Below are 16257 nucleotides of genomic sequence, written 5' to 3' on the forward strand. Positions count from 1 at the left end.
TTTTTTCTATTACTCTATTTATTAAGACTATCTAAATGATTCCTGATGATTTTAAAATCATCGAAATCAATTCGTTTGCCGTTTGTTTCTTGATATGTTTCATGACCCTTGCCTGCAACCAAAATGATATCCTTAGCCATCGCTAATTGACAAGCCGTTTTAATAGCTTGATCGCGATTTTCAATAGACAAAACATTCTGTTTTTTTTGCATCTCTACTCCTGCTTCCATTTCTTCAATAATAGCAGAGGGCGATTCTGATCGTGGGTTATCAGAAGTAAATATGGCTTTGTTACTCATTTCTGATGCGATATAACCCATAACCGGACGCTTTGATCTGTCTCTGTCGCCACCACACCCCACAACGGTGATGACGTTTTCATTTCCAGTTCTCAATGTGTTGATAGTTTCAAGCACATTTTTTAGCGCATCCGGTGTATGGGCATAATCAACTATAGCCGTAATTTTTTCTTTTGATATAAAATATTGAAACCTTCCATCTACATTTTCCAATTCACTAAGTAAACGCAGTGTTTCCAATTTCTCCAATCCTAATAATTCTGCTGTAGCATAAATTGCCAACATATTGTAAGCATTGAAATCACCAATTAATCTTGACCATAATTCATTGTCGTTAATTTTCAACAACTGACCATCGAATTGGTTTTCTAATATTTGTGCCCTGTAATCTGCATAAGTCTTTAAAGCATACGTATGCTTCCTAGCTTTTGTGTTCTGCAACATCACCTCACCGTTCTTATCATCTATATTGGTTAATGCAAAAGCATTTTTACCAAGTTCATCAAATAAGACTTTTTTAGTATCTCTATATTCTGCAAATGTTTTGTGGTAATCTAAATGGTCATGAGAAAGATTTGTAAAAATGGCACCTTCAAAAACAAGACCTTTAGTTCTTTTTTGATGAATACCATGAGAACTCACTTCCATAAAACAAAACTCAACACCAACTTCCGTCATTAAATCGAGATGTTGATTAATTGTTAATGCATCTGGAGTTGTATGTTTTGTTGGATATTCTGTTTCATCAACCATAATTTTAATAGTTGATATTAATCCAACTTTAAAACCCGCCTTTTTAAACAACTGATACAACAAACTACTTACTGTTGTTTTACCATTAGTACCAGTCACTCCAACTAATTTCAAATTCTTAGAAGGGTTTTCGTAAAAATTAGATGCCATGAAAGCCAAAGCCTCATTTGCGTTTTTAACGGCAACAAAAGTGACATCACTATTTATTGCTTTTGGTAGTTCTTCACAAACAACAGCTTTTGCACCCAATGCTATAGCTTTTTCTATATACTCGTGTCCGTCTGTTATTGTGCCACGTATAGCCACAAAAACATCGTTGACACCAACAGCTCTGGAATCAAAACAAATAGAATTTACCTTTACATCAGTACTACCATTAACAGCAGTTAGGCTAACTCCAAACAAAATGTCTTTCAATGTCTTCACGAAAGTTCGAGTATTATTTTATCAACCTTTTTTATTGCCGTTCCTTGAGAAATAGATTGTTTTTTTACTTTTCCATTTCCAATTACCTCAACCTGCAGGCCTAAATTTTCTAGTATTGCAACAGCATCCATACCACTCATTCCCTTTACATTTGGAACACTGCTATGCGATTTTTGTGCTTCTGTATAATATTTTTGATATTCAGCATCAAGCTTTTCATTATCAGCTGTCATCAATTCCACTTCATTAACCAATGGATTATTAGCATATATCTTTTGTGCTACAGATTTAAAAACTGGCCCAGCAACATCTGCCCCATAATAACCAACACTTTTGTCCGGTTCATGGATAACTACAATGCAAGAATACTTTGGATTTTCAGCAGGAAAATATCCTGAAAAACTTGAGATATAACCGAATTTAGAAGGGTCACTAGAACCATAATTCTTTTGCGCAGTCCCTGTTTTACCAGCCATCGAAAAATTAGGTGAATACAATCTATGGCCTGTTCCAAATTTTTCTGAAACCACATTAGCCATTAGTGCCTGCACTTTCTTTACTGTTTCTTTCGAACAAATTGAAGGATCAATAACTTCTTTCTCAAATTTCTGTATGGTTGTATTCCACTCTTTAACTTCCTTAATTAATCGTGGTTTCACCATTTCACCATCATTGGCAATGGCATTATAAAAGGTGAGAATTTGCAAAGGCGTCATTAACACTTCATATCCATAAGCCATTTGAGCAAGAGAAATTCCAGACCAACCTTTATCCCCAGGGTATCGTAAAAGTGGTTTGCCTTCACCTTTAATAGGCAAGCCAAGCTGCTGATGTATTTTCATTTCACGCAAACGATCTACATACTTTTCGGGGTTATTCTTATAATTCGTATGAATCATTTTTGCAAACGCAGTATTTGACGAGACAACGAATGCTTTCGCCATCGAAATTTCACCGTAACCACCGTGTTTAGAATCTTTAACTGTCTTTCTGTAAATTTTCCATCGACCTTTTTCAGTATCAATTACTGTACTTGTATCAATCACTTTATCTTCAAGAGCAGCTACCATATTCATTAACTTAAAAGTTGAACCTGGATCACTAGACTCTCCAATCGCATAATTTAAACGTTCGTAGTACTTACCTTCTTTTGTTCTGCCTAAATTGGAAATTGCCTTTACCTCGCCCGTAGCAGTTTCCATAACAATTACACATCCATGATCTGCATTATATTTTTCTAATTGTGCTAAAAGACCATGATGTGCTATATCTTGTATATTAATATCAATCGTAGAAACCACATCATAACCATCTTTAGGTTCAACAATGTTATCTAATCCAATAGGTTTCCATTGACCTTTAGCAATTTTCTGTTTTAATCGCTTACCTTCTATTCCTCTTAGGTATTGACCAAAAGCGCCCTCAAGACCAACTCTTGTAGAGTAGCCATTCTCATCAAAACGTTCATAACCAACACTACGTTCTGCTATTTTACCTAAAGGATGTTCCCGAACAGTTTTTTGCTCGATAATCAATCCACCTTTATATGGTCCCTTTTTAAAAAGAGGAAACTGTTTTACCGCGGTGTATTCTGAATAATCTAAATTTCGTACGATAAGCGCATATCTATTTTTATGTGCTTTTGCTTTACGAAGTAATTGTTGATAATGCGAAGAGGATTTACCCAAAAGCTTAGCCAACTCATTAGCCAATGGTTTTACATTCTCTTGAAAATCTTCATCCGAAACTGTAACCGCATCAAAACGAACTGTATATCTTGAAACTGAAGTCGCTAAGAGACTCCCATCATCAGAATAAAGGTTACCACGATTAGGTTCTATAGTGAACATTTTTTCAGTACGCTTCTCTGCTAGATCACGATACTTATCACCATCAACCATTTGTATGCTAACCAATTTCACGACAACAGCCATCGCAAACAGGAAAAGTCCTGCCGATACCACATATAGGCGTTTCAATATTTTCTTTTCAGAAACCGGCATTAGCTCTTTCGGTAATTTTAGATTTAACTTTTATTTTTCTTGGCGGAATTTCAGACGGATATAATCCTGTTTCTAATAATGTTTGCGATAGATTAGACTCAAGTTTCAGACGTTGCACATCTGAACGTATATCTACAAATTCGCTACGCAATTCTTTTACCTCTTCATTTAAAGCAGCAAGTTTATGCACTTGCTGATCCGCGCTATGCGAACTCCCAATCATTATAGTAGCTAGAAAAGAAGTGAAAATGATAAACATCCAATTTTTAGGAGCATCTCCACTCACTAAAAATTTTCCCCTCAATATATCGAGTATTCCGTTTTTCATCACAATTATTTATTCTTATTAAATACGCTCAGCAATTCTGAGCTTCGCACTACGTGCTCTATTATTCTTTACTATTTCTTCTTTTGATGGAACCACCAACTTGCCAACTTTTTTAAAAGGCACATCTACGTTACCATAAAAATCTTTTTCCGCCTCCCCTTCAAACTTACCAGCTCTTATAAAGTTTTTCGCTAAACGATCTTCTAAAGAGTGATAACTAATTAAACTCAACCTACCACCCACATCTAACAACTCTACACTTTGCTGTAATAATTCTTCAATTGCCATTAATTCTTGATTCACTTCTATTCTAATAGCTTGATATACCTGAGCAATAATTTTATGTTCTTTACGCTGAGGCAAAAACTTTCTTAAAACATCTTTTAACCTCATAGTTGTTTTAATAGGCTCTTCAGTTCGTGCTTCAATTATGGTATGCGACATTGCATCAGCATTTCGCAATTCACCATATTGAAATAGCACTTTTCTCAAACTATCGTGGTCATAACTATTAACCACCTCATAAGCAGATAGTTTGCTTTTTATATTCATTCGCATATCAAGATCTGCTTCAAAACGAGTTGAAAAACCACGTTCTGCTTTATCAAATTGATGCGACGAAACGCCAAAATCTGCTAAGATTCCATCTACTTTCCGAATGCCATAGAACTTTAAAAACTGCTTGAGATATCTAAAATTCTCATTTATCAATGTGAATCGTTCATCATCAATAGAATTTTCTAACGCCTCAGTATCCTGATCAAAAGCAACCAATTTACCTTGAGGCCCCAATTGTTTCAATATTTCAATTGAATGTCCTCCACCACCGAAGGTCACATCCACATATATTCCATTCTCTTTAATATTAAGTCCAGCAACAGACTCGGCTAACAATACAGGATTATGATACATCCGGAGCATTCTCAGAACCAATAATATCACCACCCATAACCTCTTCGGCCATAGCCTCAAAATCTAGAGGCTCAATTTCAATCTCTTGCTCATAGCGCTCTTTATCCCATATTTCTATGTAATTAACTGCTGAACTCAATGATATTTCCTTTTTAATTGCTGCAATTGACACTAAGTTCTTAGGTATCAACAACCTACCAGCATTATCAATTTCAATTTCCTTTACACCTGCCATGAAAATTCTAATGAAATCGTTATTCTTTTTTACATACCTATTCAGTTTTTTAAGCTTACTCATCTCAACATCCCATTCCACCTTAGGCCACAACTCCAAACATTTACCGTTTACAGATCGTTTAATTATGAATCCATCTTTCAATAATGGCAATAGCTGATTCTTTAGGCCAGAAGGTAGCATTAGCCTACCTTTGGCATCAACTTTACAATCGTATGAGTTGTTAAAATGAATCACCTAAATCGTTGATTTTTTATTTACTATGTCAAATATATAAATATTATTACCACTTTTTACCACATTTTACCACTTTGTTGATAAAACGAAGTGATTCTTCGTATATATAGGTGTAAAAAGTCCACAGTGCAGCTAAACAGCAAAAAAGTCGATAGTAAATAAAATGTAATATTTAACTCTTAAAAGTGCTGTTATTTATAAAAAACGGATAACTTTATGATACAAGTTAGTTTCTGCAAAGCAATTCTATTTGAAAAACTAAAATCCCCGAACATTGGTTAATTAATAATCAAAATTCTATTTGTGAGCCGATTTCATTTTATAATTATCTTTTTAGTTTTCCAAGGTTTACTTCAAGATTTAAGGGCCCAAAAAGATGATAACCAACTGTTCCTTTATACTTTTTTCGATAGTATTACAAAAATTGAAAATTCAGATTTACATTCTGGACTTATCTACAAAGAAAAACATCGTTTAAAAAGCAGAAAATCCAAATTTTTTCAAGAGCCAAATTTTGTAACTGGCTCTATTATTTTTAATAATCAACCTTACTTTAATGTACAGGTCAAATACAATGTTTTTGACGATGAATTATTATTACGCGTAAACAAGAAATTTGGAGGTGAAATTTTACAGCTGCATAAACTTAAAGTCAATGGTTTCAGCATTAATAACCACACTTTTGTCAAAATAGATGACAAACAATTAGGACAAGGTTATTTTGAAATATTATCAAAAAAAACAAACATTACACTATTAGTAAAACATAAAAAATCTATCCATGAAATTTTAGACAAAAAGTTGGTTTTTTATGAATTTGAAGATGCAAAAAACGAATACTACTTAGCCTATAATAACAATTTATATCTCATTGAAAAACAAACCGATTTTACTTCTCTTTTTCCTCAACATGAAACTGAACTAATTTCTTATCACAACGAATTAGAATCACATCTTAATTTCGAATCAAGATTGAAAAAATTAATAGCGCATTTAGATGTTTTATTAACTAGTACACCCATCAAAATCTAAGAATATTGAAACTAGTTTACACCTTTCTTCTCTTACTTTTCATTATTCAATTTTCATATGCTCAGAAAGAAACTGATGCGATTTCTATCAATTATACTAATGCAAATAGGGAAAATGTACTTCTGCAGCTAGAGAAAATTGCCGACGTCCACATTTATTACAGCAAAGCATGGCTTGGTAATGAACTTATTTCCGGTAGTTATCAAAATACTTCTATTAATTACATTCTTGAAGATATTTTTAAAAATACGACCATCAACTTCTATTTTCTTGAAACAAATAAAATCGTTTTAACCCAAAATGCAATTATAAAAGACAAACTACATGCTAGCTTTTATCAGGATTCTATTATATCATCAATTTTGACTTCTGAGGACGACACCAAAATTCCAAACTTTTATTTGACTGCAAAAGAAGATAAATCTTCTAATACTAAAACCATTAGAATTGGCAGGGAACAACGCAGCTCTAATCAAGAAAAATTCAATTTAACAGGCACAGTCATTAATACTATGACGGGTGAACCAATACAAAATTTAGCGATTATTATAAAAGGTGGAGCTCGAGGTGTAAGTACTGATGAAAATGGTTATTATAAAATTGAATTACCAGCTGGACAGTCCATCCTTCAGACCAAAGCAATTGGTTTTGAAACTTCGGAGAAGAAAATTATTATGTACAACGATGGTCAACTAAATTTTAATTTGGCAGAAAATGTAGAACAATTAGATGAAGTAGTTGTAGAAAGTAATCAATTAAAAAATATTGAAACAGTTGTAACAGGGGTAGTTGAACTTGATGTAGCTGAAATAAAAACAATTCCTTTAGTATTAGGTGAGCGGGATATTCTTAAAACCGCTATCACACTTCCTGGTATTACAAATGCTGGCGAAGGAGCTTCAGGTTATAATGTTCGTGGTGGTGGTACAGACCAAAATTTAATATTATTAGATGATGCAGTAATCTACAACCCATCTCATTTTTTCGGAGTCTTCTCAGCCTTAAACCCCTTTACTACTGGAGGTGTAACAATTTATAAAGGAAGTATTCCAGCAGAATTTGGTGGACGGTTATCTTCTGTTTTTGATATTAATACTAAAGATGCAAATACTGAAAAATTTTCTGGCGAAGCCTCTATTGGACCAGTAACTAGCAATTTAATGCTTGAAATTCCAATTGTAAAAGAAAAATCTGGGCTGTTATTAGGCGGACGAAGCACCTATTCGAATTGGATTTTAAATTCTTTAGATGAGGAATCTTTAAAAAATAGCAAGGCATCATTCTTCGATATTGTTACTAAATACAATTCACAGCTTAACGAAGCAAATAACATTTCTGCAACCGCATATTACAGTAGAGATGCATTTAGTATTACTTCAGATTCTGTTTATAGTTATGACAACCGTTTAGTTTCATTGAATTGGAATAAAAAACTAAGTGATAAAAAATCTATGAATGCATTATTAGCAAATAGTCAATATGGCTTTAATATAGATTTTGACGGCAATGCTGACCAAAATTTTAATTTAGGATACAAAATAAATGAGACCGAATTAAAGTTGAAATTTTTAAATTTATATAGTAGAACTCATAAATTTAATTATGGTCTTTCCAGCAAATTGTATCTTGTTAGCCCAGGTAGAGTAGAACCAAAAGGCGCCACATCAATAGTAGCGCCTTTAGAAATTGAAAATGAAAAAGGCTGGGAATCAGCATTATTTATTTCGGATAATATTACACTATCCAAGAAATTATCTGTGGACCTTGGTTTGCGATATTCCTTTTATGCTGCCCTGGGCAAATCTTCGCAAAATATTTATGAAAATGGTTTACCAAAAGACCAAGGCACATTAACTGAGATAAAAGAATTTGATAGTAACGAAATAATAAATACCTATGGTGGACTCGAAGTAAGAGCATCAACACGGTATTTAATAAGTCCTAGTTTATCTATAAAAGCTGGCTATAACAACTCAAACCAATACATTCATACCATCTCAAGTAATACCACGGTATCACCTACCGACACTTGGAAATTATCCGACATTAACATAGCGCCACAAAGAGCAAAACAAATCTCATTAGGTTTTTTTAAGAATTTTAATACTAATACTTATGAGTTAAGTTTAGAGGGTTACTTCAAAAAAACTGCCAATATTTTAGACTATAAAGTTGGCGCACAACTGTTATTAAACGAATCTATAGAAACCGAAGTCTTACAAGGTGAAGCCAAAGCTTATGGTGTAGAACTATTACTTAAAAAAAACAAAGGTCAATTAAATGGTTGGCTCGGCTATACCTATTCACGTTCATTTACAAAATTAGCTAGTGAATTTCCTGAAGAACAAATTAATGCCGGCGAATATTTTCCCTCGAATTTCGACAAACCGCATGACTTCAGTTTAGTTACAAACTATAAGTTTACTAAAAGATTTAGTTTATCTGCAAACTTTGTGTATCAGACTGGAAGGCCCGTAACATACCCTATTGGTTCTTACATTTTAAATGGTTCAGAATATGCCTTATATAGTGATCGTAACAAATTTCGCATTCCAGATTTTTATCGTTTAGATTTAAGTTTCAATATTGAAGGAAATCATAAGATTAAGAAATTCGCACATAGCTTTTGGAATATTTCAGTGTATAATGTTTTAGGAAGAAACAACCCTTACTCGGTCTTTTTTGTAACAGAAGATGGAACTTTAAAAGCGTATCAAAGCTCAATTTTTGCTATACCCGTTCCTACAATAACCTATAATTTTAAATTTTAATGAGAAAATATAAGGTTACATATTATTCAACTAGCATTCTATTTGTTTTTATAGGATGTCTTTTCAGTACCTGTACAGAACCATATTCACCTGACCTTTTACCACAAACTGAAAGTTTACTTGTTGTAGAAGCCGTGCTTACCAATGAAATTAAAAATCATGAGGTTATTCTAAGTAGGTCTTCAGCAGAGCAAGGTGAGGTAACACTAGAACAAAATGCTATAGTTAAAATCACAGACGACAATCAGCAAACATTCAGTTTTACTGAAACTGAAGCTGGCACTTACATTTCAGATGTTGCTTTTAAGGCAGAAACTGGTCGCACCTATCAATTATTTATAAACACTACATCAGGTAAGGCATATTCATCAAGTGCTGTTTCAGTGCCCCAGACAACACAAATAGAAAATATTACTTCGGTAAAAACAACAACGCAAACAGGCAATGTAGGTGTTTCTATTTCCGTAGACAGTTATGATCCAACAGGGAAATCCGTTTATTATCGTTACGATTATGAAGAAACATATAAGATAATTGCACCAAATTGGATACCAGACCAACTAGTAGTTGCCTCCGATGAACAACAATTAGTTGCCATAGTTAATAGAGATAAAGAAGAACGTATTTGTTATTCGACTGATTATTCAAATTCAATTATACTTACTAAAACTTCTGGTGCAGCAGAGGATCGTGTTTCTAATTTCGAGGTACGTTTTTTAAATCAAGAAAATTATATTTTCTCTCATAGATACAGTATTTTAATTAAACAACATGTAATTTCACAACAGGCATACAATTTTTACAAAAAATTACAAGACTTCTCAGGCTCAGAAAGTTTATTCTCACAAAGCCAACCAGGTTTTATAAATGGAAATATCTATTCAGTAGAGAATGATAACGAACGTGTTGTGGGCTTCTTTGAAGTTTCATCGGTATCGGAGAAGCGAACTTTTATCGACTATACTGATTTCTATCCTGAAGAAAGTTTGCCCCCTTATATTGGTGATTGCAATCAAACAACATATCCGGTTAGTGGTGAACCTTCGGTATATCAATACGTTAAAGCAAACACGGTTAGTTACGTAAATAATATTACAAATGCCATGACAGGTGCCGTAGAGGCTTATATTGTTGCTCCGAGGGCCTGTGGTGATTGTACGGTTTTAGGTAGCGCAGAAATACCTGAATTTTGGATTGAATAACATATGAAAAAAACAATTCTTTTAATCCTACTAATATTATTGATACCTAATGGAATTTTGGGACAATATCGCTTGCAATCAAATGAAGAGTTAGTTAAGTTTAATTCTATTGAAAAAGAACAGGTATTCATACATTACAATGACAATCTTTTACTGTCTGGAGAATATCTATACTATAAGATGTACTGTTTAAATAATAAAGACCAATCGCCAACTAAAATCAGTAAAATTGGGTACGTTGAATTAGTAGATAAGAATGGACAAACTATTTTTAAGCATAAAATTAGCTTAACTAACGGTTTAGGGCAAGGTGATTTCTTTATACCAATAAACATAGATACAGGTCATTATAAACTTGTGGGTTATACTAACTGGATGCGGAACTTAAGAGTCAATTCATTTTTTATTGCAGATATAGCAATTATAAACCCTTTTAAAGAAATGCCTGAAGGCACCGATAATTCTGACCAATTAACGATTAATCATTCAAAAACAGATAGTCTTAATAATACTGTTTCAGAAACAAAAAAAACTATAAGCAACAAAATAATACTTCCAAAAAAATATTATCAAAAACGAGAATTGGTTAAAATAAAGGTAAACGCATTAGCCAAAAACGAAAGGGCTAGCGTATCTATTTCGGTCAGAAAAAAAGATTCAATTACTAGACCATTTCATAAGAATAAATCAATTTCAATTACAAACAAGTCCACAGATAGTTTCTCACTAGAAAATAATACATCTATTTTTCTACCTGAACTTCGAGGAGAACTTATTTCTGGTAAAATAATCAACAAATCAGACGGGCAGCCTGTAACAAATCAAAACATTAGCTTATCAACTAGTGGAGATACAGGTTTTACGAAAATTTCACAATCGAATAAAAATGGTGCTTTCTTTTTTAACCTAAATAACAGCAGTAGAAGTAACCAACTATTTTTTAAAATAATAGACACTCAAAATGATAACTATGAAATCATTTTAGATACAACAGCTATTAACATAAACTCTTTTCATTTTTCAGACATTGGAGTTTCGAAAATGCTAAACAATTTATTAGAAAAACGGAGTATTTACAATCAAATTGAAAATGCTTTTTATGAACAGAAGTCAGATAGCTTAGTGCAATTAAAAAACACTACACCCATATATAAAATATTTGACGAAGTCTATAATCTTGATGACTATACGCGATTTTCAAGTTTAGAAGAAACACTAATAGAAATATTAGATAATGTGTTGGTTAAAAAAAGAAAAGGAAAGTACAAAATACAAATTAGAGAAAACGATCATTTCTTCATCGATTCTAATGACACCCCATTAATATTAATCGATAATATTTTAGTTCAAAATTCATCAGATCTTTTCAATTATGATGTGAAAAAAATACAACGGATTGGGATAGCTAGAAGTGAATATTATATTGGACCAAAAAAATATCAGGGTATATTTTCTGTTGAAACTAAAGAAGGTGATTATACACCGCAATTAATAACCAACAACATGTTAAATGTTAATTTGAAAGGCACTCTTTCAGTAAAAGAATATTACTTTCAAGATTATTCGGGAATTAATCTCTTGAATAAGAAACATATAGCCGATTTTAGACAACAACTATTATGGTTACCTAAAGTGGAATTGAATGAGAATTACTCATTTGAATTTTACACATCAGACAACACTGGAACCTATGAGATATCTATTGAAGGATTTACTGAAAATGGCAAGCCAATTTCAATGGTAGAATACATATATATAGAATAAGAACATATTTTTCCTGATAAAGTTATTAAATGTGTTACATTTATGTTTAACTCTTATTATAGGTAATTGCCTATATTTGTCTTAAGATTAGATTCGCTCTTGAATGAATGAAAACTTAATTTCAGAAGGAAAATTTAAATACATTGAAACTGGGGAAGGTACCCCAATAATTATTTTACACGGCCTAATGGGCGGATTGAGTAATTTTGAAGGTGTAATTAATTATTTTCCAAAAAAAGGATATAAAGTACTTATACCTGAATTACCTATCTACGATATGCCGATGTTAAAAACCAACGTCAAGCAATTCGCAAAATTTTTAGAAAAATTTATTGAATTTAAAGGTTTAACTGATGTTATACTTTTAGGTAATTCATTGGGTGGTCATATCGGTCTTTTACATACAAAACTTTTTCCTGAAATGGTAAAAGCTTTAGTAATCACAGGAAGTTCGGGACTTTACGAAAGTGCAATGGGTGATGGCTATCCAAGAAGAGGCGATTATGAATTCATAAAAGCCAAAGCTGAAATAGTTTTTTACGACCCAAAAATAGCCACCAAAGAAATCGTTGACGAAGTTTTTGCAACTGTTAATGATCGTAATAAAATTCTAAAGACACTTGCAATCGCTAAAAGTGCTATTCGACATAATATGTCTGATGATTTACCAGACATGAAAACACCAACTTGCATTATCTGGGGAGAAAATGACACGGTTACACCGCCAGATGTTGCGAAGTTATTTGATGAATTACTACCCGATTCAGAGCTATTTTGGATTGAGAAATGCGGTCACGCTCCAATGATGGAGCACCCAGAGAGATTCAATGAAATCTTAGATAATTGGCTTACTAAAAGAGGCTTTTAAGATTATTATTCCATGTTGATTAAATCAGCGAACTTTATTATCAGCAATACAGAAGTGGCAAAATGCCCTAAAGAAACGATACCCGAATATGCCTTTATTGGTCGTTCAAACGTGGGCAAGTCTTCTTTAATAAATATGCTTACGCAACGTAAAAGTTTAGCAAAAACATCTGGAAGACCCGGAAAGACTCAACTAATAAACCATTTTAAAATTAATGATAATTGGTTTCTAGTAGATTTACCTGGGTATGGTTATGCCAAAGTGTCAAAAAAAGACAAAAGGACCTTCCAAAAATATATCACTAATTATTTTTTACAACGCGAACAATTGGTCTGTTCATTTGTTTTAGTAGATATTAGACATGAGCCCCAAAAAATAGACATGGAGTTTATGCAATGGCTAGGTGAGAATCAGATTCCATTTTGCATTATTTTCACAAAGGCGGACAAGTTGAAACCAAAGGTTATAGAAAAAAACGTAAATGCATACCTTAAAGAATTAATAACTGGTGTTTGGGAAGAAGCACCGCAACACTTCGTTACATCTTCATCTAAAAATATTGGCCGCGATAATGTTTTAGAATTTATTACATCAATAAATAATGACTTCTATCAACGTCAGAAAGATACCCTCTAAACACGTTCGCTAATAAATTTAATAAGGGATTCAGAGTCTACCATAGCATTCAATTCTTCTGTTTTTATAACAACTTCTAATTCATTATCTGTTTGACCTAGTACAATCGGAAAAGTATACTTAGGACTAAACTTTGATGCATATTTTTTTCTGTATTCATCCTTATATAAAAACTCCATATCAATTTCAGAAGTTTTTCTAAAATTTTTCCAAGTATAATTTTCAGTAAAAGCTCCAAAGGTAATTGCGCATAACTGGCAATCATAGGTACTTGGACTCAATATTTTATGTGCTCCATCTATCAATTGGTTTCGGAAACCAGTTTCAGCATTATACACAAAAATCAGTTTATGAATTTTATTGGGCTTCATAATTGGGTATTAAAACTATATATTTATCAGTCAAATTTACTAATCAATGTTATTCTTCAGAATTAAATTTCTTTTTCTTTTAATCACATTAATTCATTTGCAGGGTAAGTCTCAGGCTATATCAGAAGCTTACAGTACAGAAAACTTAAAAATAATTTCTATTTCCGCAAATAGCTATGTGCATGTTTCATATTTAAACACCACTGATTTTGGAAAAGTAGCCTGTAATGGCTTACTACTTATAAAAAATAAGGAAGCTGTAGTTTTTGATACACCAACCAGTAATGAGGTGTCGGAAGAATTAATAAGATGGATTTTAGAAGTTAAACAATCAGAAATTAAAGCGGTGGTAGTTAATCACCATCATTTTGACTGCCTAGGTGGTCTTGAAGCATTTCATAGTTTCAAGATTCCATCATATGCAAGTAACAAAACAATTGCCTTAGCCAAATCAAAAGAATATCCTATTCCTAATAATGGTTTTGACCTAAAAAATGAATTAACGATTGGCGGTGATATAGTTTTAAATACATTTTTAGGTGAGGCACACACTAAAGACAACATTATAAGTTACATACCTAGCGAAGATCTAATCTATGGTGGCTGCATGATAAAATCATTAAATGCCTCTAAAGGAAATCTTGAAGATGCAAATACAAATGAGTGGAGTAATACTATACAAAAAATAAAAGACCACTACCCTACTGTAACAACCGTTGTTCCTGGTCATGGCAATTTTGGAAATTCTGAATTGCTTGATTATACAATTGAACTTTTTAAAGTAAATTAAAATGAAAAATCTATCGATTGCCTTTCTTTTATTCACCTTTATATTCGGCTGCAAATCAGAAGTAAATACAACTAAAGCGCAAATACCACCAGTCATTGCACCTTTTTCTAATGTGGACACCTTAGCCATAAATGATTGGTGGAACCGAGCTGAAAACCCAATAATAGACTTAAAAGTTAATCGTGACAGTGTTATTGCTTTCGGAATATACACAGTCTCTAACAACACTTTAAAGTTAAGTGCTCAATTATATCCCTTGTATCCAGAAGAAACAAGAGAAGTCCGCTTAGAGATTCTCAATAATGATAAATGGGAAGAAATTCAAAAACAAACAATTAACGATTTAGGCTGGTCTACTTTATTTAGAATTGAAAATTGGGATGACACTAAGGATATAAAATACCGAATTCGGCATTCAGATAATTCGCAATTTGAAGGATTGATTCGAAAAAATCCGAAAGATAGAGAACAAATTTCTTTAGCTGCACTTTCGTGTAACTCTAACAAAGATCGAGGAATGCGAGAGAATTATGTTAGAAATATAAATCATCAAGATCCTGATTTAATATTTTTCGCAGGCGATCAATCGTACGACCATACCGAACATACTGCTGCTTGGTTGAAATTTGGACTCCAGTTTCGCGAAACCTTTAGAAATAGACCAGCAGTAGCAATACCAGATGATCATGACATTGGACAAGGAAATCTATGGGGTGAAAATGGAAAAAAATCGATTGAAAAAGGATCAAATGATGGCGGATATACCTATCACCCTGAATATGTCAAGATGGTTGAACGTTGTCAAACTTCGCACTTACCCGACCCGTATGACGCTACCCCTGTTGAGCAAGGAATTCAAGTTTATTACACTAATATACTTTGGGGAGGAGTTGATTTTGCAATTTTGGAAGATCGAAAGTTTAAAACGGGTCCCAATGGGAAAATTCCCCAACAGGGACCTAGACCAGATCATATTCGGAATCCAGATTACGACCCAGATTCCATAGATTTACCAGAGCTAAAGTTGTTAGGCGAGCGTCAATTAAAATTTTTAGATGAATGGGGTGCTACAAATACCGATGCAGTTAAGGTAGTACTATCACAAACTGGGTTTTGTGGAGGTGCACATATACATGGTCAGATAGAAAACAGGCTACATGCTGACTTAGATTCTAATGGCTGGCCACAAACTGGTCGCAATAAGGCTTTAGAAAAGATTAAGAAGGCCAACGCAGTACATATTGCAGGCGATCAACATTTGGCTACAATAATTAAACAAGGTATTAAAGAACATGGTGACGGACCATGGTCGTTTATAGTTCCTGCTATTGTGAATGACTATTACAGCCGATGGTGGTGGCCCTTGGATGAAAAAGCTGGTGCAAACCCAAATAAAAACACAACACTACCATGGACGGGGGATTATTTAGATGGCTTTAATAACAAAATAAGCATGATGGCCTATGTAAACCCAGAGAGTAGTTCAAAAGGCGGTGGTTACGGTCTAATTCATTTTAATAAAAATGCACAGACAGCAACTTTCGAATGCTGGCCAAGATATGTTGATGTTACGAAAGCAGAAGCGCAACAGTTTGAAGGTTGGCCCATGACAGTATCTATTAGAGAATAG

At 33.2% G+C, this 16257-nt stretch carries 14 protein-coding genes; 8 read left to right on the top strand and 6 right to left on the bottom strand.

The window, feature by feature from the left end:
- Positions 1-14: 14 nt before the first annotated feature.
- From UH7x_RS03205 to UH7x_RS03225, 5 genes are read right to left on the bottom strand one after another with little or no spacing between them, the layout of a single operon-like run.
- Positions 15-1478 (bottom strand): UDP-N-acetylmuramoyl-L-alanyl-D-glutamate--2,6-diaminopimelate ligase, encoded by a 1464-nt coding sequence (locus tag UH7x_RS03205; protein WP_482362276.1) that lies wholly within the window; start codon positions 1476-1478, stop codon positions 15-17.
- Positions 1475-3481 (bottom strand): penicillin-binding protein, encoded by a 2007-nt coding sequence (locus UH7x_RS03210; protein WP_482362277.1) that lies wholly within the window; start codon positions 3479-3481, stop codon positions 1475-1477. The genes UH7x_RS03205 and UH7x_RS03210 overlap by 4 nt, the downstream gene beginning before the upstream one ends.
- Positions 3468-3809: an FtsL-like putative cell division protein gene (locus tag UH7x_RS03215; RefSeq protein ID WP_482362278.1), complete on the bottom strand. Its 342-nt coding sequence runs from the start codon at positions 3807-3809 to the stop codon at positions 3468-3470. Before UH7x_RS03215 ends, UH7x_RS03210 begins: the two co-directional genes overlap by 14 nt.
- A gap of 18 nt (positions 3810-3827) precedes the next feature.
- Entirely contained in the window at positions 3828-4730 is a 903-nt protein-coding gene (gene rsmH, locus UH7x_RS03220) for a 16S rRNA (cytosine(1402)-N(4))-methyltransferase RsmH (protein ID WP_482362279.1), read from the bottom strand.
- Positions 4711-5193, bottom strand: a complete 483-nt coding sequence (locus UH7x_RS03225; RefSeq protein ID WP_482362280.1) for a division/cell wall cluster transcriptional repressor MraZ — start codon at positions 5191-5193, stop codon at positions 4711-4713. The genes rsmH and UH7x_RS03225 overlap by 20 nt, the downstream gene beginning before the upstream one ends.
- Positions 5194-5496: 303 nt before the next feature.
- Between UH7x_RS03225 and UH7x_RS03230 the strand changes: the two genes are divergently transcribed.
- The 6 genes from UH7x_RS03230 (at position 5497) to yihA (ending at position 13466) form a co-directional block, all read left to right on the top strand.
- Positions 5497-6225, top strand: a complete 729-nt coding sequence (locus tag UH7x_RS03230) for a hypothetical protein (protein WP_482362281.1) — start codon at positions 5497-5499, stop codon at positions 6223-6225.
- 5 nt (positions 6226-6230) lie between these two features.
- Positions 6231-8996, top strand: a complete 2766-nt coding sequence (locus UH7x_RS03235) for a TonB-dependent receptor (RefSeq protein ID WP_482362282.1) — start codon at positions 6231-6233, stop codon at positions 8994-8996.
- Entirely contained in the window at positions 8996-10198 is a 1203-nt protein-coding gene (locus tag UH7x_RS03240) for a DUF4249 domain-containing protein (RefSeq protein WP_482362283.1), read from the top strand. The genes UH7x_RS03235 and UH7x_RS03240 overlap by 1 nt, the downstream gene beginning before the upstream one ends.
- Before the next feature lie 3 nt (positions 10199-10201).
- Positions 10202-11962 carry a hypothetical protein gene (locus tag UH7x_RS03245; protein WP_482362284.1) on the top strand — a complete coding sequence of 587 codons (1761 nt, stop codon included), beginning with the start codon at positions 10202-10204 and terminating at the stop codon, positions 11960-11962.
- Between the two features lie 103 nt (positions 11963-12065).
- Positions 12066-12830: an alpha/beta fold hydrolase gene (locus tag UH7x_RS03250; protein WP_482362285.1), complete on the top strand. Its 765-nt coding sequence runs from the start codon at positions 12066-12068 to the stop codon at positions 12828-12830.
- Between the two features lie 12 nt (positions 12831-12842).
- The gene (gene yihA, locus UH7x_RS03255) at positions 12843-13466 is read left to right on the top strand and encodes a ribosome biogenesis GTP-binding protein YihA/YsxC (protein WP_482362286.1); all 624 of its coding nucleotides are present in this window, start codon (positions 12843-12845) and stop codon (positions 13464-13466) included.
- Here the strand turns inward: yihA and UH7x_RS03260 are convergent.
- The gene (locus UH7x_RS03260; RefSeq protein ID WP_482362287.1) at positions 13463-13837 is read right to left on the bottom strand and encodes a GTPase; all 375 of its coding nucleotides are present in this window, start codon (positions 13835-13837) and stop codon (positions 13463-13465) included. The genes yihA and UH7x_RS03260 overlap by 4 nt on opposite strands.
- Positions 13838-13883: 46 nt before the next feature.
- Here UH7x_RS03260 and bla point away from each other — a divergent pair, with 46 nt between their 5' ends.
- Positions 13884-14627, top strand: a complete 744-nt coding sequence (gene bla / locus UH7x_RS03265; RefSeq protein ID WP_482362288.1) for a subclass B1 metallo-beta-lactamase — start codon at positions 13884-13886, stop codon at positions 14625-14627.
- 1 nt (position 14628) lies between these two features.
- On the top strand, positions 14629-16257 hold the full coding sequence (locus UH7x_RS03270) for a metallophosphoesterase family protein (RefSeq protein ID WP_482362289.1): 1629 nt from the start codon (positions 14629-14631) through the stop codon (positions 16255-16257).

This window comes from Aurantibacter sp. UH7, from assembly GCF_056839165.1.